This window comes from Prevotella aurantiaca (assembly GCF_015262605.1).
Classification (GTDB): Bacteria; Bacteroidota; Bacteroidia; order Bacteroidales; family Bacteroidaceae; genus Prevotella; species Prevotella aurantiaca.
Genome location: NZ_JABZSJ010000011.1, coordinates 32688 through 54359 on the forward strand (window position 1 = coordinate 32688; position 21672 = coordinate 54359).

14 protein-coding genes are annotated in these 21672 nt (G+C 41.3%); 9 read left to right on the forward strand and 5 right to left on the reverse strand.

Features of this window, described 5'->3' with window-relative positions:
• Positions 1-56 precede the first annotated feature (56 nt).
• The gene (locus tag HXN26_RS03490) at positions 57-1394 is read right to left on the reverse strand and encodes an MFS transporter (RefSeq protein WP_273158739.1); all 1338 of its coding nucleotides are present in this window, start codon (positions 1392-1394) and stop codon (positions 57-59) included.
• A gap of 56 nt (positions 1395-1450) precedes the next feature.
• Positions 1451-2476 carry a LacI family DNA-binding transcriptional regulator gene (locus tag HXN26_RS03495; RefSeq protein ID WP_273158740.1) on the reverse strand — a complete coding sequence of 342 codons (1026 nt, stop codon included), beginning with the start codon at positions 2474-2476 and terminating at the stop codon, positions 1451-1453.
• Between the two features lie 277 nt (positions 2477-2753).
• On the opposite strand from HXN26_RS03495, the gene HXN26_RS03500 reads away from it, so the two are divergent.
• The 5 genes from HXN26_RS03500 (at position 2754) to HXN26_RS03520 (ending at position 12377) form a co-directional block, all read left to right on the forward strand.
• Positions 2754-5837: a SusC/RagA family TonB-linked outer membrane protein gene (locus tag HXN26_RS03500; protein WP_273158741.1), complete on the forward strand. Its 3084-nt coding sequence runs from the start codon at positions 2754-2756 to the stop codon at positions 5835-5837.
• A gap of 22 nt (positions 5838-5859) precedes the next feature.
• Positions 5860-7494, forward strand: coding sequence for a RagB/SusD family nutrient uptake outer membrane protein (locus tag HXN26_RS03505; RefSeq protein WP_273158743.1), 1635 nt, complete (start codon positions 5860-5862; stop codon positions 7492-7494).
• 59 nt (positions 7495-7553) lie between these two features.
• Entirely contained in the window at positions 7554-8738 is a 1185-nt protein-coding gene (locus HXN26_RS03510) for a SusF/SusE family carbohydrate-binding protein (protein WP_273158745.1), read from the forward strand.
• A 31-nt stretch (positions 8739-8769) separates the two neighbouring features.
• Positions 8770-10152: an Outer membrane protein SusF domain-containing protein gene (locus tag HXN26_RS03515; RefSeq protein ID WP_273158746.1), complete on the forward strand. Its 1383-nt coding sequence runs from the start codon at positions 8770-8772 to the stop codon at positions 10150-10152.
• Positions 10153-10358: 206 nt separating this feature from the next.
• Complete coding sequence (locus HXN26_RS03520) at positions 10359-12377, forward strand: alpha-amylase family glycosyl hydrolase (RefSeq protein WP_273158760.1); 2019 nt, start codon at positions 10359-10361, stop codon at positions 12375-12377.
• A gap of 446 nt (positions 12378-12823) precedes the next feature.
• Here the strand turns inward: HXN26_RS03520 and HXN26_RS03525 are convergent, their stop codons facing one another.
• The 3 genes from HXN26_RS03525 to HXN26_RS03535 are packed head-to-tail and all read right to left on the reverse strand — an operon-like array spanning position 12824 to position 16447.
• Positions 12824-13750, reverse strand: a complete 927-nt coding sequence (locus HXN26_RS03525) for a redoxin domain-containing protein (protein WP_273158748.1) — start codon at positions 13748-13750, stop codon at positions 12824-12826.
• 22 nt (positions 13751-13772) lie between these two features.
• A complete protein-coding gene (locus HXN26_RS03530) occupies positions 13773-15500 on the reverse strand; it encodes an ABC transporter ATP-binding protein (RefSeq protein ID WP_273158749.1) in 1728 nt (575 codons plus the stop codon).
• Between the two features lie 59 nt (positions 15501-15559).
• The gene (locus HXN26_RS03535; protein WP_273158751.1) at positions 15560-16447 is read right to left on the reverse strand and encodes an NAD kinase; all 888 of its coding nucleotides are present in this window, start codon (positions 16445-16447) and stop codon (positions 15560-15562) included.
• A 236-nt stretch (positions 16448-16683) separates the two neighbouring features.
• On the opposite strand from HXN26_RS03535, the gene HXN26_RS03540 reads away from it, so the two are divergent.
• The 4 genes from HXN26_RS03540 to HXN26_RS03555 all read left to right on the forward strand — a co-directional run bounded on the left by HXN26_RS03540 (position 16684) and on the right by HXN26_RS03555 (position 21340).
• Positions 16684-17253 (forward strand): DJ-1 family glyoxalase III, encoded by a 570-nt coding sequence (locus tag HXN26_RS03540; RefSeq protein ID WP_273158753.1) that lies wholly within the window; start codon positions 16684-16686, stop codon positions 17251-17253.
• 25 nt (positions 17254-17278) lie between these two features.
• Positions 17279-17953 (forward strand): 2-C-methyl-D-erythritol 4-phosphate cytidylyltransferase, encoded by a 675-nt coding sequence (locus HXN26_RS03545; RefSeq protein WP_273158754.1) that lies wholly within the window; start codon positions 17279-17281, stop codon positions 17951-17953.
• Between the two features lie 21 nt (positions 17954-17974).
• Positions 17975-20071: an ATP-dependent DNA helicase RecG gene (gene recG, locus HXN26_RS03550; RefSeq protein ID WP_273158755.1), complete on the forward strand. Its 2097-nt coding sequence runs from the start codon at positions 17975-17977 to the stop codon at positions 20069-20071.
• A 267-nt stretch (positions 20072-20338) separates the two neighbouring features.
• Positions 20339-21340 carry a M23 family metallopeptidase gene (locus HXN26_RS03555; protein WP_273158757.1) on the forward strand — a complete coding sequence of 334 codons (1002 nt, stop codon included), beginning with the start codon at positions 20339-20341 and terminating at the stop codon, positions 21338-21340.
• The last annotated feature ends 332 nt before the right edge of the window (positions 21341-21672 follow it).

Below are 21672 nucleotides of genomic sequence, written 5' to 3' on the forward strand. Positions count from 1 at the left end.
TATGTTGTTTAGCAAATCTGTACAGGCGATGCCGCCTATATTATATTATGAAAAGGTTATACATTCTGTTTGTCCTTGATAATCGTTACCGATAGTGCGCCAGCAAATAGGGCAACACCTGCTACAATCAGCATATTGCTTTGCACAGAACCTACAAGGTGCAGAACAACACCGCCAAGCGCAGCTGCAATAATCTGCGGTATACAGATGGTTCCGTTGAACAAACCGAGGTAAGCACCCATGTGTCCGTAACCTTCAAGAGCATTGGTAACGAAAGTGAAAGGCATGGCAAGAATAGCAGACCAAGCACAACCGATGAGTACGAAAGGTACGAACATAACGTATTGGTCGTGAATGAAAGGAGCCATAACAAAACCAATACCACCCAAGATGAGCGAAAGCGCATAAGCAAACTTTCGATTTTTAAAGGTTGGCAATGCCATAGCCCAAAGCACCGAGCCTATAGCTTGAACGGCAAAGAGAATACCTACCCAGTCGCCAGCCTTTTGGTAGTTTTCCGTTGCAGTGGCATTGATGGCGTTCATGTCCACACCAAAGCAGTTCGGAGCAATGGTTCCATTAGTGTAAGTCCACATATACATGAAGGCAAACCAAGAGAAGAATTGAACCAAACCTACCTTCCAGAATGTTGAAGGTGCATTTTTAAGAAGTTGTATCCAATTCGATTTCGTTTCATTTGCAGCCTCATTAAGGTTATGATACGCTGCATATTCCTTCGGAGGCATCTCCTTTACCTTCATCGCAGTGTATAGAACGCACAACATAAGAATTGCAGCACCTATGTAGAACGAGTAAATTACCGAGTCAGGGATTATACCTTTCGGTGCTATTCCCGAAACACCTATAGCCGCAAAGATAAAAGGAAACGCATAGCCAACGAGCGAACCAGCGTTGCTAAGGAAGCTTTGGATAGAGTAGGCCAAGCCCTTTTGCTTTTCGTTTACCTCGTCGCCAACAAGCATTTTAAAAGGTTGCATCGCCATGTTGATGCTTGTATCAAGAAACATCAAGGCGATTAAGCCGAACATCATAGCCGTAGAAACAGCCATACCGAACGAACCAGAGTTGGGCAAAAGACACATAACGATGGTGGCAACAAATGCGCCCACAAACAAATAAGGTATGCGGCGTCCAAAGCGAGTCCATGTCTTGTCAGACAAAGTTCCTACAATCGGTTGCACAAGGATACCCATCAGTGGTGGTAAAATCCAAAAATAACTTAGGTTATGTGGGTCTGCTCCTAATGTAGCGAATATACGTGAGATGTTCGCACTTTGTAAAGCGTAAGCTATTTGCACGCCGAAGAAACCAAAACTAAGGTTCCAAAGCTGCCAAAAACTTTTGTTGGGGCGAGTCTTTAATTCTGTATCCATAGTTGAAAGTGTGTAAGTTGCAGTTTATTTATTTGTTTTTGATTTGTTATATGCTGTTATTTTGTTGTACCTCTGACAATAAGTCGTGTTCTCACAATGCGCTTTTCGATAGAGTTGATAGGCAGTGCTCCTTCCACTTTGTCTATCAATATGCTTGCAGCCTCTTCTCCAACACGTGTTCCGCGTTGCTCAACTGTTGTCAGCATAGGGTCACACGACATTGCGTGAACGCCATTGGTAAAACCGCAGATAGAAATATCTGCGGGAATTCGCAAGCCCATTCGTTTGCACGAATAGAGAACACCGAGAGCCGTTTCATCGTTTACGGCAAAGAAAGCGTCAGGCGGATTCTGAATGTTCATGAGATCGGGGGTGATTGATTCCGCATCGCTACGGTTGTCACACATACGAATAAGCTGTTCGTCGGGCTGTATTCCGTGTTTCAGCAAAGCGTCTTGATAACCATTAAAACGATTCTTCCCGATTTCCAAATTTAAGGACATTCCGTAGTAAGCGATACGTTTGCAGCCAGTGTTTATGAGATAGTTAACTGCTGCAAACGCTCCCATATAATCGTCAATAACCACACGACTGGCATTAACACCAATGCTTACGCGATCGTAAAATACGAGCGGAACGTGTTGTTCTACAAGGAATTTAAAGTGATCGAACTTTGTTGTGTTCTTTGCTTGCGATACAATTACACCACAAACCTTGTTCTCGTAGAACGATCTGCATATCTCTACTTCGCGTTCATAGCGCTCGTCGCTTTGTGCAACCATTAGCTGATAGCCACGAGCAGAGGCCTCTTCTTCGATACCTGCTAATATAGATGAAAAGTAATAGTGCGTAAACTGTGGCACAATTACTCCTATAATTTTTAATGGTTGCACTTTACTTTTGCGCAACGCTTCGGCTATTAGGTTTGGAGTAAAGTTATGTTCACGGGCATAACGCTTTATTTCTTCTCGCTTTTCAGCAGAAATACGTGGACTATCCTTTAATGCACGTGAAACAGTTGCAACGGAAACACCAAGCTCCCGCGCAATATCTTTCATCGTTACAGTTCCACTTTTCATCATATTCAGGTGAGATTTGTTTCTGATTTTACTATTTCTATGGCAAAAATACATATTTTTACATTAATGTTTGACACAAGTCAAGATTTTATTTTCATATTGATGATGCAATCGTTTGCACGTTTTAATTTATGTTTTTAACGACCAAAAAGTGCTAATATAAAATTATCGGCCTATCTTTGCAACAATAAACCCTATATTTTAAAGGTAAAAAGAAAGCCATATTGGCCTATTACAGAGATAATAATTTACTCAATATTAATACTTTAACAATAAAACGATGACGCAGGTAAAAAGCAAAATCCCTGTCAGGATAATGACGCTAGTTTTGGGTCTATTCCTGTCTATCAGTGCGTTTGCACAATCAACAATCAAAGGTATCGTACAAGATGCTTCTGGCGAACCTATTATTAGTGCAACAGTTCTTATTACAGGAACTTCAAATGGTGCGCAGACTGACCTTGATGGCAACTTTGAGCTCAATGTTGCACCAGGTACTCAACTAACTATTTCTTACATCGGTTACATTAAGCAGCAAGTTGCTGCGAAGGATGGAATGGTGGTTGTTCTTCAGCCAAATGCTGCACAACAAATGCAAGAAGTTGTAGTGATCGGTTATGGTGCTGTGAAAAAGAGCGATCTTACAGGATCAGTTCTCGCAATGAAACCGGACACAAAAAACAAGGGTCTTGTGGTTAACGCACAGGACATGATGCAAGGTAAGATGGCTGGTGTGAACGTAACAAGCGATGGCGGTACTCCTGGTGGTGGCGCACAGATTCGTATTCGTGGTGGTTCTTCTTTGAATGCATCTAACAATCCGCTTATCGTTATTGATGGTGTTGCAATGGATAATACTGGTATAAAGGGTATGGCAAACCCTCTTTCTATGGTGAATCCACAGGATATTGAAAGCTTCAACGTTTTGAAAGATGCTTCTGCAACAGCTATCTATGGTTCTCGTGGTTCTAATGGCGTTATCATTATCACAACAAAGAGAGGTCGTGCAAACCAACCTATCGCTGTTTCGTATGGTGGTAGTGTAACTGCTAGCATTAAGAAAAAGACAATTGATGTTATGAATGGCGACCAATATCGTAAATTCATTACCGAAATGTTTGGTGCAGGTAGCAAGCAAGTGGCTGCACTTGGCACCGCTAATACAGATTGGCAAAACGAGATTTATCGTACAGCATGGGCTCAAGACCATAATATTACCATAACTGGTTCAGTTGGTAATAGTGCTAATTCATTGCCTTTCCGTATATCTGCAGGTTATACAAATAACCAAGGTATCTTGAAAACATCTAACTTTGAGCGTTATACTGCTTCTGTTAACTTAAATCCATCATTATTGGATAACCACTTAACCATGAACTTTAACGTGAAAGGTATGTTTGCAAAGAATCGCTTTGCTGATGGTGCTGCTATTGGTGCTGCTGTATCTTTCGACCCTTCTCAAAGTGTTTACGACTATACATCAGCTGATGCTGCTAACTTTGGTAACTATTTCGAATGGCGTGGTGCTGGTCTTGCTACAAACGAAGACCCAACATGGCCAACTACTTTGAACACTCAGGCAACAAAGAACCCTATGGCTATATTGAATTTGAAGAACGACCGCTCTCGCAGCCGCGACGTAATAGCAAATGCAGAGTTCGACTATAAGGTTCACGGATTTGAAGACTTGCGCTTGCACGTTACTGCTGGTGCCGACATTGCACAAGGACAGCAGGATACAGACATCGCACCAACTTCTCCATTGGCTTCTTACTATGGTTACAATGGTTGGAGCAAACAGTTGAAGCGCAACCTCACTTTCAACGCATACGCACAGTACTATCACGACTTTAAGGACGCTGCGAAGAACCACTTCGACATTATGGCGGGTTACGAGTGGCAACATTTCTGGAAAAAAGACAAGAGTCGCGCTAAACAATACTATCCTTCTACCAACTCAAAGGCTGGCCAAATCTACTACGATAGTGGTAAAGACTACAACAAAGACGGTATTTTGGAAGATTATGTATATTCTACTGAGAATTTCCTCGTATCATTCTTCGGTCGTGCTAACTGGAGTTTGATGGATCGTTACTATGTTACAGCAACCTTCCGTGCCGATGGTGCATCACGTTTCCAAAACCATTGGGCTAATTTCCCTTCATTCGCATTTGCTTGGAAAGTTAAGGACGAAAACAAATTCCGCGACATTAAGTGGTTGAGCGACTTGAAACTCCGCTTAGGTTGGGGTATGACGGGTCAGCAGGAAGGTATTGGCGACTACAACTACTTCGATATATATCAAACAGGTAGCGGTACAAATAACGAATATCCAGTAACAGACGATGGAACTGTTGTTCGCCCACAAGCTGTAAACAAGGCTTTAACTTGGGAAACAACTACAACTTACAACGTCGGTCTCGACTGGGGTATATTCAACCAACGCCTCACTGGTAGCATTGATTGGTACTACCGTAAGACCACAGACCTCTTGAATAACAGTGTTACAGTTTCTGCTGGTTCCAACTTCCGCAACCAAGTTCCTTCTAACATCGGTTCGTTAAAGAACACTGGTGTTGAAGCAGCTTTGCGTTGGAGAGCTATCGAATCAAAAGATTGGTATTGGACTATCGATTATAACTTCACATACAACAAGAACGAAATTACCGACCTTACAGGTGGTAAGGACCCTAACTTAGTTGTTGCAACGGGTGGTATTTCAGCAGGTACTGGCGGTAATGTACAAGCACACGCAGTAGGACACCCTGCCTCTTCATTCTACGTTTATCAACAGATTTACGACAAAGATGGTAAGGCTATTGAGGGTGCAGTTGTAGATAGAAATGCTGATGGTCAAATTACTGAAGCTGATAAATATTTCTATAAGAGCCCAATGGCTCCTGTAACAATGGGCCTTTCTTCTCGTTTAGAGTATAAGAGATGGGACTTTGGTTTCTCTCTTCGTGCTAACATAGGCAATTATGTGTTCAATGACTTAATGGCTGGACGAGCTAATGTTTCTCCTGCTGTTGTATGGGCACCAACTGAATTCTTGTCAAACCGACCAATCGCATCAGTTAAAGACAATTGGCAGACAAGTCATACTACAGCTATTCTTTCAGACCGTTGGGTACAAAATGCCTCATTCTTGAAGCTTGACAACATTACATTGGGTTATAGCTTTGCCGACCTCTTCAAGACTGGTGGCTGGCATGGTTTGAGCGGACGTGTTTATGGTACTGCTTCCAACCTGCTTACACTTACAAAATATAAAGGTATAGACCCTGAAGTATTTGGCGGTATTGACAATAACCTTTATCCTCGCCCAATGTCATTCATTGTAGGTCTTAACTTAAATTTCTAATTCTATTTAAAAAACAATAACAATGATACAATATATTAAGAAAATAGCTCCTGTAGCAGCTTTGTTGCTTTCCTTGAGCATTACTTCTTGTGTAAAGGATTTGGATGTAAAACCAATTGACCCAAACCTCCAAACGGAGATAAATCCAAATCATTTGTTTAATAAGTGCTATGCAAACTTTGCTTTAGCAGGAAACAGCGGTCCTGATGGTGATTGCGACATCGATGGTCTTGACGGAGGTACAACAGGTTTTATCAGACAGTTGTTCAACTCTAATGAACTTACTACCGATGAGGCAATCTGTTGTTGGACACAAGACGAAGGTATTCCAGAGTTTAACTTCAATGCTTATGGTAGCTCTCATCCAATGCTTAAAGGATTCTATTATCGCCTTTACTTTGGAGTTACTATTTGCAATCAATATATTAGTAACTTTGGTGATTTGGATAAGCAAAAGACCGCAGAAGTACGTTTTATCCGTGCACTCGACTACTATTTCTTGATGGATGCGTTCGGCAATATTCCTTTCACAGAAGTAGTTTCTGCTAAAGCCGCACCGCAATACTCACGCAAGCAGATGTATGATTATATTGAAAAGGAACTCTTGGCTATCGAGAATGACTTGATGGAACCTCGAGCAAAGAAATCTACTGATGCAAACTATGGTCGTGTAGACAAGGCTGCTGTATGGATGTTGCTTTCTCGCCTCTACTTAAATGCTGAAGTTTATACTGGTACAGCTCAATGGCAGAAGGCTGCAGACTATGCTAAGAAGGTTATCAATTCACCATATCAATTATATACAGGTGCAACAGTAAACGGCTGGACTGCTTATCAACAACTCTTTATGGGTGATAATGGCGAAAACGGTGCATCTGTTGAAGCTATCTTCCCTATCCTTCAGGACGGTAAGCGCACTGCTGCTTATGGTGGTACAGTATTCTTGATTAACGCTTGCTACGACAAGGCTGCAACAGTAAACATCAATGGTTCAGCTGGTGGCAACCTTTACGATAATGCAAACTGGGCGGGTGTTCGTGCTCGTAAGGACCTTATCGACAAGTTCTTCCCCAACAACAATGCCCCTTCAGTTACTGGAGCAGTTATGCCTACAGAAGCTGGCGATGATCGTGCATTGTTCGATGGTGTAGACAGAACTATCACACAAGAGAATTCAAAAGACCTTTCAGTATTTACTAAGGGCTTCGCAGTAGTGAAATACAACAACTTCTACTCAACAGGCGCAACTGCAAAAGACCTCCGTTATGCTGATACCGACTTCTTCTTGTTCCGTGTAGCAGAGGCTTATCTTACCTATGCAGAGGCTACGGCTCGCTTAAATGGTGGCCAAACTACAACAGAAGGTACTGATCTTATCAATCAACTTCATATTCGTGCTCATGCAACAGCAAGAACTTCTGGCGCTTATACACTTAATGATATTCTGAATGAATGGTGTAAAGAGTTCTACTTTGAAGGCCGTCGCCGTGTAGACTTAGTTCGTTTTAACAAGTTTGGTGGTAATGTAAACTACAACTGGGCTTGGAAAGGTGGTGAACTTAACGGACGTAACTTTGCTACAACACGCAATGTCTTTGCAATTCCAAATAGCGATATCATCGTAAACAAGAACTTGATACAGAATTCTGGTTATTAATTCAATATAAGTTGAGGAGGAAACTCCTCAGCTTTTACAACACAAAAGATAAGAATAGTATGACAAATATATTAAAGTCTGCGTTGCTGTTACTCTGCTCTGTTTGCTTCTTTACAGCATGCAGCGACGACAATGACGAAAACCCAGTGATAAAGACGCCAACAACTTTCCACTTAAATACGCCCGCACTTGCGGCAAGTGGTGTTTACGATTTGGCAAATTCTAAATCTATCGAGCTTACTTGTTCACAGCCGGACTATGGTTATCCTGCTGTAACTAAGTACACTGTAGAAGTTGCAACCAGCGCTGATATGTCAGATGCAAAGAGTATGGCAACAACTTTCACTACTGCTAAGATGGAAATAGATGCTGCTGAGTTGGCAAGTTTGCTTACTGATTTGCATGTAGCAAAGGGCTTGAGAGAAGAGCAATTCCCTATAACAGCTCCTGTTTACATTCGTTTAAAGGCTGTTCAGACAACTGCTGATGGTCATGAAATAGAAGGAACATCAATTATTTCTAATGTTATTACATTAAGTAATGTATATTTGACCTTCTCTCTTCCTCCTGTAACAACACCTGAAAAGCTTTATCTTGTTGGTAACTTCAATAAGTGGTCCTGGGATAGCGCATTGGAAATGACACCTGTACATAGTGCAACCAATATTTTCTGGCATCTTGTTTATATTGACGGACAAGGCGAAAGTGCTGGTGTTAAGTTCAATAGCAATAAAGCATGGGACGGCAATGATATTGGCTTCAGCAAGATTACAATTAATCCTGCAAGCGAAAAAGCCTCAAATATAGTTAACGCTAATGGTAATATAGGTTCATCTCAGGCTGGTTGGTACTTAATGATTGTTGAGTGCACTGTAGAAGGTCGCGACATTAAATATAACGTAACCTTCAACGAACCTAAGGTTTATCTCCAAGGATTGTGTACCGCATCGGGTGGTTGGGACCTTCTACCAGAAAACCTCTTCACTGTTCCTACAACGGCTGACGGCGAATTTGTATCTCCAGCCATTGGCAATACAGTTTCAGGTGGTCCTACAGCCGGCGACCCAGGTGTACGTATCTGCGTGAAGATACCAGGTTCAGACTGGTGGAAGTCAGAGTTTATCATCTACAACAATAAGATTTCTTATCGTGGCTCAGGTGGCGATCAAACACCGCGTGTTGCTGGTGCAGTTGGTCAGAAGATATACTTGAACTTCACAAAAGAGACCGGTGAAATAAAGTAATAACAACTTATTATCATTTTAGAAAATAGATATGAAGAAATTATCATTATATATTACACTCGCACTTGTAAGCCTCTTTTTGGGGGCTTGCAGTGGTGAGTACGAGCCATGGGGCAACCCTCAGTCATATTCAGAAGAAGGCTCAATTACTATTCCAGGTATAAAGGCAAATGCTGTTGCAACGCAAGACTTAGCCAATGCAGGAGAAAAAGTTTCTCTTTTCACCCTTACTACAGCTGAACTCCCTGATGGTTACACTTTGCAAAATGCTCGTATACAACTTTACCCTGAAGATCTTGATGGTGCAACCGCTACTACTATCAACACAACGATAGAAGGAATGGCTACTAAAACAGAGGTACAAGCAATGGTAGAGAAGTACTTTGGCAAGCGTCCAGTAGCTCGTAAGTTCAAAGCACACGTATTTCTAAATGCTGTAAAAGATGGTCAGGCAGCGCTTATTGATGCTGGTACCATTGCAGTAACGGTTATTCCAGATGCTCCATTTATTGATTCAGCTTACTATTTGATTACCGATGCTTCGTCATGGAGCAAGAACAATGCTAAAGTATTCAGCCATAGCGACGCTGATGTATATAAAGATCCTGTATTTACACTCTTTATTACAACTACAGCACCAAACACTCGTTGGAAGATTGTTACAAAAACAAACTATGATGGCGATCTTTTAGCTGAAGGAAAGACTGGTGTTCTCGGTACAACTGTAAAAGATGACACCAGCATGGAAGGTACACTTACCACAACAAACCCACAAGCTGGTATGATTAAGAATGCAGGTATGTATCGCATTACCATCAATATGTTGACCTACACATACAAGATTGAGAAGTTAAACTTCACAGAATTCCTCTACATGGCAGGCGATGCGAACTCATGGAGCCACTCTGATATTCTCCATGGACCAGCATTCGATGGTAAGTATCATGGTTATATGTACCTCACACAGAACGGCTTTAAGTTCTCAACACAACCAAACTGGAATGGTACAAACTATGGTAAGGGCTTCAGTACAGATGGTGGTGCTGACAACATTATGATGACAGAACCTAATGGTTTCTACAAGGTTGAATTAGATTTGCAAGCTCTTTCTTATAAGCTTACACCTATTACAACCATCGGTATAGTTGGTGATGCAACAGGAAGCTGGGACAATGACGTCGTAATGTCTTACGATGCAGCAACTCACAAATGGGTAGCACAGCATGTAACTCTCTCAAATGGAGAAATAAAGTTCCGCGCTAATGGTACATGGAACATCAGTTGGGGTGGTACAGACCTTACTAAGCTTACATCAAATGGTGGTGCTAACATTGCAGTTACAGCTGGAACATACACCATTAAGTTGAAACCATCTTATGATGGTAACACTGTAGCTGAACTTATTGCAGAATAAACCGACTTCAAATACTTTAAATTTATTTTTTTAAGAGGGGAGAATGCACCTGCGTCCTCCCCTTTTATTTACACAAAAGCAATGTTGCAACCGTTTGTTCCTACTATTTTGAGTAGTCAATGTCAAAGGTTGTGCAAAACAATAAAATAACTCTGAATATTTACGAAACCATAAATAACTAGGACAAACAATATCAAATTATGAATATGAAACGTACCTCAACTCTGTTTACGGCTTTGCTTCTTGCAGCAACCATGTTTGCTCAAGGCTGGAAAGCCAACTATGGCGGCGTAATGCTGCAAGGCTTTTATTGGGATTCATATCAGGATACGAAGTGGACAAACCTCGAATCGCAGGCCAAAGAACTATCTGAATATTTCGACCTCGTGTGGCTTCCACAAAGTGCGCAGGCTCGTAACACAACCTCAATGGGCTACGACGACTACTATTGGTTTACTAATTACAATAGTTCTTTCGGTACAGAAGCTGAACTGTTGAGCCTCATTGGCACTTTCAAAGCGAATGGAATCAAGACCATTGCCGATGTTGTTATCAATCACCGTGCAACTACTGCTGGCTGGTTCGACTTCCCAACTGAGACATATAATAATGTAACGTACTCCATGACATCGAAAGATGTTGTTAAAAACGATGATGGAGGTGCTGCACTAACACAAGCACAGAAGGACGGTGTACAGCTTAGCGACTTCATGGACACAGGAGAAGACTGGCCTGGAATGCGCGATCTCGATCACAATAGCACGAATGTGCAGACCATAGTAAAGGCATATTTGCAGATGTTAAAAGATAAATTCGGCTACGCGGGCTTCCGTTACGACATGGTAAAGGGCTACGCTGGCAAATTTACAGCGCTCTATAATAATGCAACGAAGCCAGAATTCTCTGTTGGTGAATACTGGGACGGTGATATAAATAAGGTGAAAGCATGGGTTGAAAGCACTAAATCGAATAATGTTCCTACGAGTGCTGTGTTCGATTTCCCTATTCGTTACACTGTTCGCAATGCTGTAAACAATGGTAATTGGGCCGCTTTAGATGGCGTTGGCTTGGCTAAGGAGGCAGAATATGCCCGCTATGCTGTTACCTTTGTAGAGAATCATGATACTGAAGACCGCGGTGGCAACAGTCATCAAGACCCTATTCGTAAAGATACATTGGCAGCGAATGCCTATATTCTTGCTATGCCAGGAACACCAACCATATTCTTGAAGCACTATCAAGCTAATAAAAATGACATCAAGAATATGATTAGCGTGCGCAAGTTGATAGGCATTAACAACGAAAGTAAGGCTGTAAAATACAGCAGTAGTTCCGATTTCTATGCCTTTACCACTACTGGAACAAATGGTAATATGCTTACTGTACTTGGTCCAGCAAAGAGTTTCTCTAACACAAACCGCTGGGTTAAGCTCACAGGAGGATACCATTGGGCTTACTATGTAGAGAAGAACAAAGCCAATTTTGTATGGGCAAGTCTTGCAAGCGGCACCTATGACGGTGAACAAAGTGTAACGCTGACGGCTGTAAGTAACGATGCGAATGCACAAATAGTGTATACAACCAATGGAAACGAGCCTACGGCAAGCAGCGCAAAGGCTACAAACGGTCAAGCATTGACTATCCCTGTAGGTACAACTGTGCTGAAAGCAGGATTACTTGTAGATGGTGTTGTAAAGAACATCATTACCCGTAACTACAACATAGTAGACTTTAAGCCTTACAATATCAAGGTGTATGTAAATGCAGACAATGCCGATGGCGCTTGGGCAAATGCCAAAATGACCAGCGCTAACCCTTCTATCAACTTCTGGATATGGGGCGGAACCCACAAAACAGCTAAGGGCTCATGGCCTGGTGATATTGTTACGACAACCGAAATGGCAGACGGCAAGAAGTGGTTTGTGAAGGAATTTGCTATTACAACCTCTACTGACGTCGTGAATTTTGTATTCAGTGTCGGTGCAGGATCGCCTCAAACAGTAAATATTGAAAACATAAAAGCAACTACTTTTATCAATATTTCAAGCGAAAAAGAGGGTGAAAAGAATAAGGTAAACGTTGTTTCTACGGGTATCGATAATGTTGTTGCAGAACGTAATGGGACTAACGACCCTTATTATTACACGCTTTCAGGACAGCGTATAGCTAAACCAGCACAACGAGGAATATATATCCACAACGGAAAGAAAGTATTAGTGAAGTAAAAGATTAACGATTTATAAAAGATGTGGCGACTCTACAACGAAAATGTAGAGTCGCTACATTGTTTTTGTTTCATAGGTTTTGAAACGAATAGGCTTTACTATAGAGCTGTTGAAATTAGGTTAAGCTGCTTAATATTACTGGTTTCTTCCAACTAAAAGGAGTTGTTTACTAATACCGCTATAAACCCTTTGAACATTATTTTATGTAGGCAAAGAAGGTTGAAGTCTTGTTAATATTTTTCAAAAGCATAAGTCTTGTGTAATAGTCTTATTATCAATGTATTGTAATACCCATTGTTTTGCGTTGTAAAAGTGCCTGTTTTACACAACAAAAGTGCCTGTTTTGCAACGCAAAACAGGCACTTTTGTAATCTCAAACCGATATTATCGTTTTTTCAAGATATTTTCTTTACAAAATAATAGTAGTATTTTGCAAGAGCTAATGCTTACTTAATAATACTATTATAGAATGGATCGAACTCAATAGTTATAACCTGTTGGTCTTTCACAGGGCGTCCGTCCTTTGCTGCAGGTGTCCATTTGGGCATGCGTTTTACCAAGCGTGCCGCCTCATTGCGGAAGTTTTTGGTTGCAATATCCATTGCTTTAGCCTTCTTAGCCTCTGATAACTTATCGTATTTATGGTTGTTTGCCTTCACGTCAGTAATGTTAAGAACACGTACTCCCGTAATTGTTCCGTCCATTTCTACACCAAACGATACTTCAACTTTAGCACTAAAGCGCATCTTGTAAGTCTGTAGATCGTACTCTTGATGGCTTTTTAAGTACGTTTCCATCGCCTCTCTGCCGCCTACATAGGTTGATTTGACATCTACTGACGACATTTTCATACGTGGTTTCAGCTCCTCTAAAGTGGCACGAAGCCTTTCAATCTCGACCGTTCCCAGTACAATCTTTCCGTAAGGGTCTATCAAATACATGGTAGGAATCCAATCAACATGATATAAACGGTCTATTTTGGTTTCTTTCTTCCACTTTTTCAGTTCGCTTACATGTGTCCAATTCATTTGATATTTGTCCCAATAGGTGTTCACCCAAGCCTCTTTGTTCGTGTCAAACGATATACCTATGATGCGAACATTGTAGTCCATGAAGTCGCTCCATAGCTGTTTCATGGCTGGAATGTCCCTTCTGCAGTCGGGACACCAAGATGCCCAGAAGTCCAAAATAACATAGTTACCACGGAAAGCACGGAGTTTAATGTCCTTTTCGTCGGCTGTACGCAATGTGAAATCGGGGGCAAGAGTACCTGGTTTCAGTAAGTTGGTGGCATATTTGCTGTCTAAGTCCTGCGCCATAGCAGTGGCAAAAGTTGCCAAAAGAAGCATTGCCGATAGAATAGTTCTTTTCATTTTATTTTTGTTTTAATTGTTTTTATCTATTGTCAGTTGGTGTTTGCACCTGTGTTTTCTTTATATATTCCCTGTGCGAATGTTGTTTCTCTATCTCTAAAGTCTGGTCGCAATATTCTACTACCGCTGGTCGGTGGGTAATAAATATTATGGTTTTGTCGTGCTTTGAGAGGATATTCTGCAAGAGTTCTCGTTCTGTTTCGGGGTCAAGTGCAGATGTTGCTTCATCGAAAAGCATGATACTGCGGTTGCGAAGTAAGGCGCGTGCTATCGAAATGCGTTGAGCTTGCCCCTCGCTGAGGCCCCCTCCCTGTTCAGTACATAGCGTATTGAGTCCATCGGGAAGTTCTAATACGAAGTCGGCACAGCTCTGTTTCAATGCTTCTTCCATCTCTTCGTCAGTAGCATCAAGCTTTCCAAGACGTAGATTGTCTCGAATACTACCACTCATCAACGTGTTTCCTTGTGGTACATACACGAAATTGGTGCGCAGAAGTGGACTTAATTCGCGGCTTTCTTTTCGGTTATATATTTCCACCTTACCACTATTGGGGTGCAGAAGTGCTAAAATCATGCGCACCATAGTAGTCTTTCCTGAACCAGTTTCACCCAAAATGGCTGTACAAGAGCCTGGATAGAAGTCGTAGTTAAGGTGTTCTATAACGTTATCTTCCGAGTCTTCGTATGCAAAAGCCACATCAGTGAAACGAACGCCGCATGGTGATGCCATCTCAATGGGCTCTCCTTGTTCTTCCAAAGGATTTTCTTCTAACTCCATCAAACGCTCTGCGGCTGTGAAAACAGAAACAAATTGAGGAATAAGGTGAGTGAGTTGGCGCGCAGGACTTTGTATCTTGTTTACCAATTGTAGGAAAGCCGTCATACCACCAAAGGTCAGAGTGCCTGATGAAAGCCTTGTTGCAGCCCATGCGAAGGCGACAAGATAGCCAGTAGAAAAGCCTAAATTGAGTACAAGATAAGAGAAAACAGAGAACTTTGTACGGCGTACGACATTTGTTCGTAGTACGCTTTGTGTATCTTCCAGCCTATCTACCGCCACGCCATCGCCCTCTAAGGTCTTAATAAGCATACGATGCTGAATCGTTTCTTGCAGAATGCTTTGTACTTTAGAGTCAGATGAGCGCACTTCGCTGGTTAGATGGCGCATCTGTCGTACGTAAACTCGACTGAAAAGAATAATGATAGGAATCATTATAACAATGACAATTGCAAGGCGCCAGTCCATTAAAAACAAATAGCTGAAGGCGCCAATAAAGAGCGCTAACGTTGAAAGCGAGTTAGGAATAACCTCCGTTAAGAAGTTTACAACGTTTGCAACGTCAGTCTCTAAGCGGTTTAGCACATCGCCAGAATGGAGACTTTCCTTACCATTCCATTTAGAACGCAAGATACGATCAAGCAATTTCTGTTGCATTCGGTTCTGTGCTTTAATCCCTAAGAGGTTGCGAATCCAAACAGAAGCTATGTTTAAGCCAAAGTTGCAAAGTATAAGTGCACCCATTAAGAGTACTGCTATGAGAATCTTACCCTCTATTTCGTGCGATGCAACATCTATGGCGTGTTGAACAGCCCATACCGATGACAGAGAAATAATAACACCTAAAAGTCCTACCAGTGCGTTAAGTATAGCCTGTAATCGGTTACCTCGCCACGCACGCCAAAGCCAACGAAAGATGTCTCTAACGTTGTATTTGGTCTTTGGAGTATTGAAAAGTGATTTTATTCCCATTTGTTATTTAGCTAATATCGCCTCTGCTTCGTCTGTTGTTCAGTACTGTTGTTATCTTTTTATTTCCGTAAATCAGCGCCCCACATAAGCTTTGTGCGTAGCGTAGAGAAGTAACTATGGCAGCGACGCTTAACTATTCGAGTTACGAAAGGCGCTTTCCGAATAGTCAGTGTTGTACCTTCTTTTAACTTTACAGAACGTCCGTCAATGGCAACAAGGTAGTTATGGCTACGGCTTTCCACCTCTAAATGTATCACAACGTCGTCGCTAAACACAATAGGACGGAGATTTAAGCTATGCGGAGCAACGGGTGTGAGGCACAAAATGCCTCCTCGTGGCACAATGATAGGTCCGCCATTCGATAGAGAATAAGCCGTGGATCCTGTTGGAGTGCTTACTATTAAGCCGTCAGCTTGGTACGTTACCAAGTATTCTCCATCTATACTAGCATGTAATGTAATCATAGAAGCGTTGTCGCGCTTTAGTATTGATATGTCGTTTAAGGCATAAGGAGAGGTTCCTATCGCTTCGTTTTCCGACTCAAGTTTGATAACTGAACGTTCGTCAATGTCGAAATTGCCATTGTAAATATCATCTAAAGTCTCTTTAAACTCGCTAGGTAGCACGTTGGCAAGAAAGCCTAAGCGTCCCATATTCACACCAATGATGGGGATTTTCTTTGCTCCTACCTTGCTGGCAGCCCTCAAAAACGTTCCATCACCGCCTAAAGAGATGGCATAATCAGTATCAAAGTCGTCGCCTTTGAATATGTTCGAAACTTTAATTTCGTTGTTTAAAGCTTTACATAGGCTGGCATAAAAGTTCTCTTCCACAAAGATTTGAGCTTCGCATAGGGTAAGATAGTCAAACACTTCCCGTAGATGGGTGGTTTCAAGTGCTTGCCTTTCATTGCCAAAAATGGCGAAACTAAGTTTCTTTTCTGCCATAGAAATTTTATTTTAAATATGTTCCAGCCTTTAAATGCTGCCCATTATAAATCTTTTCTCTGCTACTTTTTCGCCATTTCATGAATATTATTGTATATTTGCATTTGCGTTTTTAAGCAGCGAAACGTATTGTTAAACATCTTTATGGTTGCTGTGCCAAAAAGGTTTAAAGTAACGTTTTCTCTTGCAAAAATAACTAAATAAGTTGGAATGTTAAAGATTTAAACGAAAAATATATGGCAAAAGCATATGAATTTCTTGCTAATGGCTTTGAAGATATAGAAGCTTTAGCACCTGTAGATATTCTCCGTAGAGGAGGCGTTGAAGTGAAAACAGTGAGTATCTCTGACAGTTTGATGGTGGAATCGGCAAATGGAATAATCGTAAAAGCTGACCTTTTATTCGATGAAATCGACGATTTTTCAGATGCGGATATACTGATGTTGCCTGGTGGAATGCCTGGTGCAGCTAATCTAAACCTACATGAAGGTTTACGAAAGTTACTTGTTGAACAGAATGGAAAAGGCAAACGACTGGGTGCTATTTGTGCTGCTCCAATGGTTTTGGGGTCTGTAGGTGTGCTAAAAGAGAAACGCGCTACTTGTTATCCTGGTTTTGAAAAGCGACTGACTGGTGCTGAACATACAGGTGAATTGTGCACAATAGATGGCAATATTACTACAGGAAAGGGACCTGCAGCTGCATTTATCTATGGATTTGCTATATTAGAGCAACTCACTTCTGCAGAAACTGCACAGGAAGTGAAGGACGGAATGTTGATTTCAGAACTTATAAAGCTTCATTAAACAATTCACAAAATACCATCAGACCATGAATTATATCATCATAGTAGCAGGCGGAAAGGGATTGAGAATGGGAAGCGAACTGCCCAAACAGTTTCTGCCAATAGGTGGGAAGCCAGTGTTAATGCATACTATTGAGCGTTTTTGCGAGTACGATGAGGATATTAAAATAATCCTTGTACTACCCAAAGATCAACAAGGAATGTGGCTAGAGCTATGTCAAAAGCATAGTTTTAACATTGAACATCAGATAGCTGATGGTGGGGAAACACGTTTTGAGTCGTCTAAAAATGGTTTGTCGCTAATCCCAGAAGGCGATGATGGTCTTGTTGGGTTCCACGATGGAGTTCGTCCTTTCGTATCGGTGGATACTATTAAGCGCTGTTACGATGAAGCACAGCGTACATGTGCTGCTGCACCAGTGATGCCTATAACGGATAGTTTGCGCGAAATGGAAAAGAACGGCAATACAAAAAGCGTTCAACGGGCTAACTATTGCAGCGTACAAACGCCACAGGTGTTTAATATAGCGATGGTTAAGATGGCATTTGCGCAGCCTTATCAAGAATCGTTCACGGACGATGCCACTGTAATGGAGCAGTTTGGATGTAAGATTTCATTAGTAGAAGGCAACCGAGAGAATATTAAAATAACAACGCCATTAGACTTGAAGTTGGCTGAAATACTTGTAAATGAGAACTAAACTCAAGGATAAAAGATTTTAATGGATATACTTCAACAAGACATAATGTACCTTACGGGGGTTGGGCCGCGTCGCAGAGAGATTCTAAAAAAGGAACTCGGCGTCTGTACCTATCGTGATTTGTTGGAGTATTTTCCTTATAAGTATGTAGACAGGACAAAGGTTTACCACATATCGGAGCTTGTTCCAGATATGCCATTTGTGCAAATTAAAGGACAAATTCTTAGCTTTGAAGAGTTTGATATGGGGCGACGGAAGAAACGTATCGTTGCTCATTTTACAGATGGACATGGGGTTTGTGACCTCGTTTGGTTCAATGGAACTCAGTATATCTACAAAAACTACTTTATAGGGAAGGAATATGTGGTCTTTGGAAAGCCTACCTTATATAATCAACGCTTTCAGTTCACGCATCCAGATATAGACGATGCTTCAGAGTTGCAACTCAATAACATGGGTATGCAGCCTTTTTACACGACCACTGAAAAGATGAAGAAAGCGGGAATGACATCGCATGCCATTGAGAAACTTACAAAAACGCTTCTTGAGAAATTGGCTACGCCATTGCCGGAAACACTTCCAGACTTCATAACACAACGGTTACATCTCATCTCACGCAACGATGCGATGCGTAAAATTCACTATCCTAAGTCGGTAGATGATACACAACGAGCGCAGGTTCGCTTGAAATTTGAAGAGCTTTTCTACGTTCAGCTTAATATATTAAGGTATGCTAGCGACCACAGACGGAAGTATCGAGGCTACAACTTTACGACGGTTGGTACGCAATTCAATTGGTTTTACTCTCACAACCTGCCCTTTGAACTTACCAATGCGCAAAAGAGGGTAATGAAAGAAATACGTGGTGATATGGGGAGTGGACAGCAAATGAATCGTCTTTTACAGGGTGATGTAGGTTCAGGAAAGACCCTTGTCGCACTTATGTCTATGCTTATTGCTGTTGATAATGGCTTTCAAGCATGTTTAATGGCACCTACCGAAATCCTTGCCGAGCAACATTTGCAAACATTAAAAGACTTTTTGCAAGGTATGAATATACGCATAGAGCTGCTTACAGGTATTGTAAAAGGAAAGAAACGTCAGGAAGTTATGGACGGACTTATTGATGGCTCCATTCATATTGCTGTAGGAACACATGCAATTATAGAAGATAAGGTACAGTTTAATAATCTTGGCTTGGCTGTTATTGATGAGCAACACCGCTTTGGAGTAGAGCAACGTGCAAAGCTATGGAGCAAAAACGAGAATCCGCCACACATTCTTGTAATGACTGCAACACCTATTCCGCGCACATTGGCAATGACCATTTACGGCGATTTAGATGTAAGTGTGATTGACGAACTGCCCCCTGGACGTAAGCCAATTGAAACGATTCACAAATTCGACACGCAGACAACGAGTCTTTACGATGGTATTCGTAAACAGATAAATTTAGGCAGGCAGGTTTACATTGTATTCCCATTGATAAAGGAAAGTGAGAAGATAGACCTCAAAAACCTTGAAAGTGGTTACGAAGCTCTAAAGGAAGTGTTCCCCGAATATAAGATGAGCAAGATTCATGGTAAGATGAAAGACAAGGAAAAAGAAGCCGAAATGAAGCTCTTTGTGGAAGGAAAGACGCAGATTCTCGTCGCTACTACTGTTATAGAAGTAGGTGTAAACGTTCCGAATGCAAGTGTAATGGTTATCTTAGATGCGCAACGCTTCGGCTTATCGCAGCTCCATCAGTTGCGTGGTAGGGTAGGACGAGGTGCTGAACAAAGCTATTGTATATTGGTGACGAGTCAAAAACTATCCACTGAAACACGAAAACGCATCGACATAATGTGTGATACGAACGATGGTTTCGAGATTGCTGAAGCTGATTTGAAGCTCCGTGGACCTGGCGACCTTGAAGGAACGCAGCAGAGTGGAATCGCCTTCGATTTGAAGATTGCAGACATTGCTCGCGATGGACAATTGGTACAACTTGCTCGTGATGAGGCAAAGAAGATAATAGACAACGATCCAACTTGTTCAAAAAGTGAATATAGCATACTATGGAATAGGCTAAAAGAGTTAAGAAATGCTAATATTAACTGGGCGGCTATTTCATGATTGCCTCTTATAAAAAGTACTTCAAACTCCTAAAACAGGGGGATAAAACGTAAATATACAAATATATAACAAAAGCAACGAGCTGGTTTTTAGATACAATAAAAACTGTTAAGAAAGGGAAGACTTTAGAAGAAATTACTTATCTTTGCAACGTTCTTAAAGTATTTAGTTGGTCTTTTGTATTGTTCAACTACGTAAGAACAACATATTGGATACGCAGTATTTATCCAATTTGATTTGTATTCGTAAACTGAAATTAGAGAATAAATGACTTTAAAGAAAATAATTAGAACATTAGGTTTATCGGCTTTGATAGGTTTTGTAGCAACTCCAGTTTGCGCGCAAGACTTGATAGCACGCCAATCGCCTGTAGATAGACGTGCAAAATCCTTAGATACAATGGTCATTAATCGTCTTCAAGAGGCAGAAGAGTTTGAAAGTCCATCTTCAATGCTATATAATGACTGGAGTAATTCAAAGACTCATGCACAAGGATACCTACCTGATGTATATAAAATAGACTTGCGTGGTTTCCATATGCCTACACCAAGCCGAGTTGTTACAAGTAACTATGGCCGCCGTTGGGGACGTGCACACAAAGGTCTTGATATTAAAGTATATATTGGAGATACCATACGTGCAGCCTTCTCTGGTAAAGTTCGTATCGTAGGATACGATGCAAGAGGATATGGAAAGTACGTTATTATACGCCATAATAATGGTTTAGAAACCTATTACGGACACCTTTCTAAGCAAATTGTTTACGCTAATCAAACGGTAAGAGCAGGCGAGCCTATCGCACTTGGTGGTAATACAGGACGCTCTACAGGTTCTCACCTTCACTTTGAGACACGTTTAGCAGGTATAGCAATTAACCCAGCGCTACTCTTCGACTTCCCAAATCAAGACGTAACGGGCGACTTTTATGTCTTCCGCAGACAAACGTTAGATAGCGAATCAGCACGTGCGACCGCACTACGTGGTACTGCTGCAAGTCCAGGATACTCACGTGAGAACATTCAAGGCGTCGGACGTAGCACTACAACGTTCAATAATAGCAGTTCTGTTAATACTGATTATTCTAATCGTAACAAGCCAACTGCACAGCAGCAAAGCAATAGTCAGATTCTCTACCACAAGGTTGCAGAAGGCGAAACGCTCGAATCTATTGCACGTCAGCATGGCATTAATAAAGAGCAATTGTGTAAACTGAACCACTTGGGAGTATATACGAAGCTCGTTCCAGGCCAGATTTTAAGATACAGCTAAGCACTTTCTAACAAAGAAAAAGCTATAAGATACATGAGAGCTGAACTCTATTACGGAGTTCAGCTCTTTTTGTTGTTCCTAATTAGTATCTATCTTTTTGAATATCTCAACCTTTTTGACTGTTACTTCATTCCTTTTTCAGAACCTCTTATAGAGATAGTAATATGATAAAAATGTTGTAAATATTTTTCAAATAGTTAAGTGTGGTATAACATTCTATAAGCTAACGTGTTACAATACCCATTGTTTTGTGATGTAAAAGAGCCTATATTGCACGATAAAAGAGGGTGTGTCAAAATTGATACATCCTCTTTTTTATGCACAAAGCTCCG

Coding starts and splice junctions, on each gene's coding strand:
- HXN26_RS03540 (WP_273158753.1), top strand. CDS start 16,684: ATGGCAAAAGCATATGAATTTCTTGCTAATGGCTTTGAAGATATAGAA.
- HXN26_RS03500 (WP_273158741.1), top strand. CDS start 2,754: ATGACGCAGGTAAAAAGCAAAATCCCTGTCAGGATAATGACGCTAGTT.
- HXN26_RS03545 (WP_273158754.1), top strand. CDS start 17,279: ATGAATTATATCATCATAGTAGCAGGCGGAAAGGGATTGAGAATGGGA.
- HXN26_RS03530 (WP_273158749.1), bottom strand. CDS start 15,500: ATGGGAATAAAATCACTTTTCAATACTCCAAAGACCAAATACAACGTT.
- HXN26_RS03495 (WP_273158740.1), bottom strand. CDS start 2,476: ATGATGAAAAGTGGAACTGTAACGATGAAAGATATTGCGCGGGAGCTT.
- HXN26_RS03505 (WP_273158743.1), top strand. CDS start 5,860: ATGATACAATATATTAAGAAAATAGCTCCTGTAGCAGCTTTGTTGCTT.
- HXN26_RS03510 (WP_273158745.1), top strand. CDS start 7,554: ATGACAAATATATTAAAGTCTGCGTTGCTGTTACTCTGCTCTGTTTGC.
- HXN26_RS03535 (WP_273158751.1), bottom strand. CDS start 16,447: ATGGCAGAAAAGAAACTTAGTTTCGCCATTTTTGGCAATGAAAGGCAA.
- recG (WP_273158755.1), top strand. CDS start 17,975: ATGGATATACTTCAACAAGACATAATGTACCTTACGGGGGTTGGGCCG.
- HXN26_RS03515 (WP_273158746.1), top strand. CDS start 8,770: ATGAAGAAATTATCATTATATATTACACTCGCACTTGTAAGCCTCTTT.
- HXN26_RS03520 (WP_273158760.1), top strand. CDS start 10,359: ATGAAACGTACCTCAACTCTGTTTACGGCTTTGCTTCTTGCAGCAACC.
- HXN26_RS03555 (WP_273158757.1), top strand. CDS start 20,339: ATGACTTTAAAGAAAATAATTAGAACATTAGGTTTATCGGCTTTGATA.
- HXN26_RS03490 (WP_273158739.1), bottom strand. CDS start 1,394: ATGGATACAGAATTAAAGACTCGCCCCAACAAAAGTTTTTGGCAGCTT.
- HXN26_RS03525 (WP_273158748.1), bottom strand. CDS start 13,750: ATGAAAAGAACTATTCTATCGGCAATGCTTCTTTTGGCAACTTTTGCC.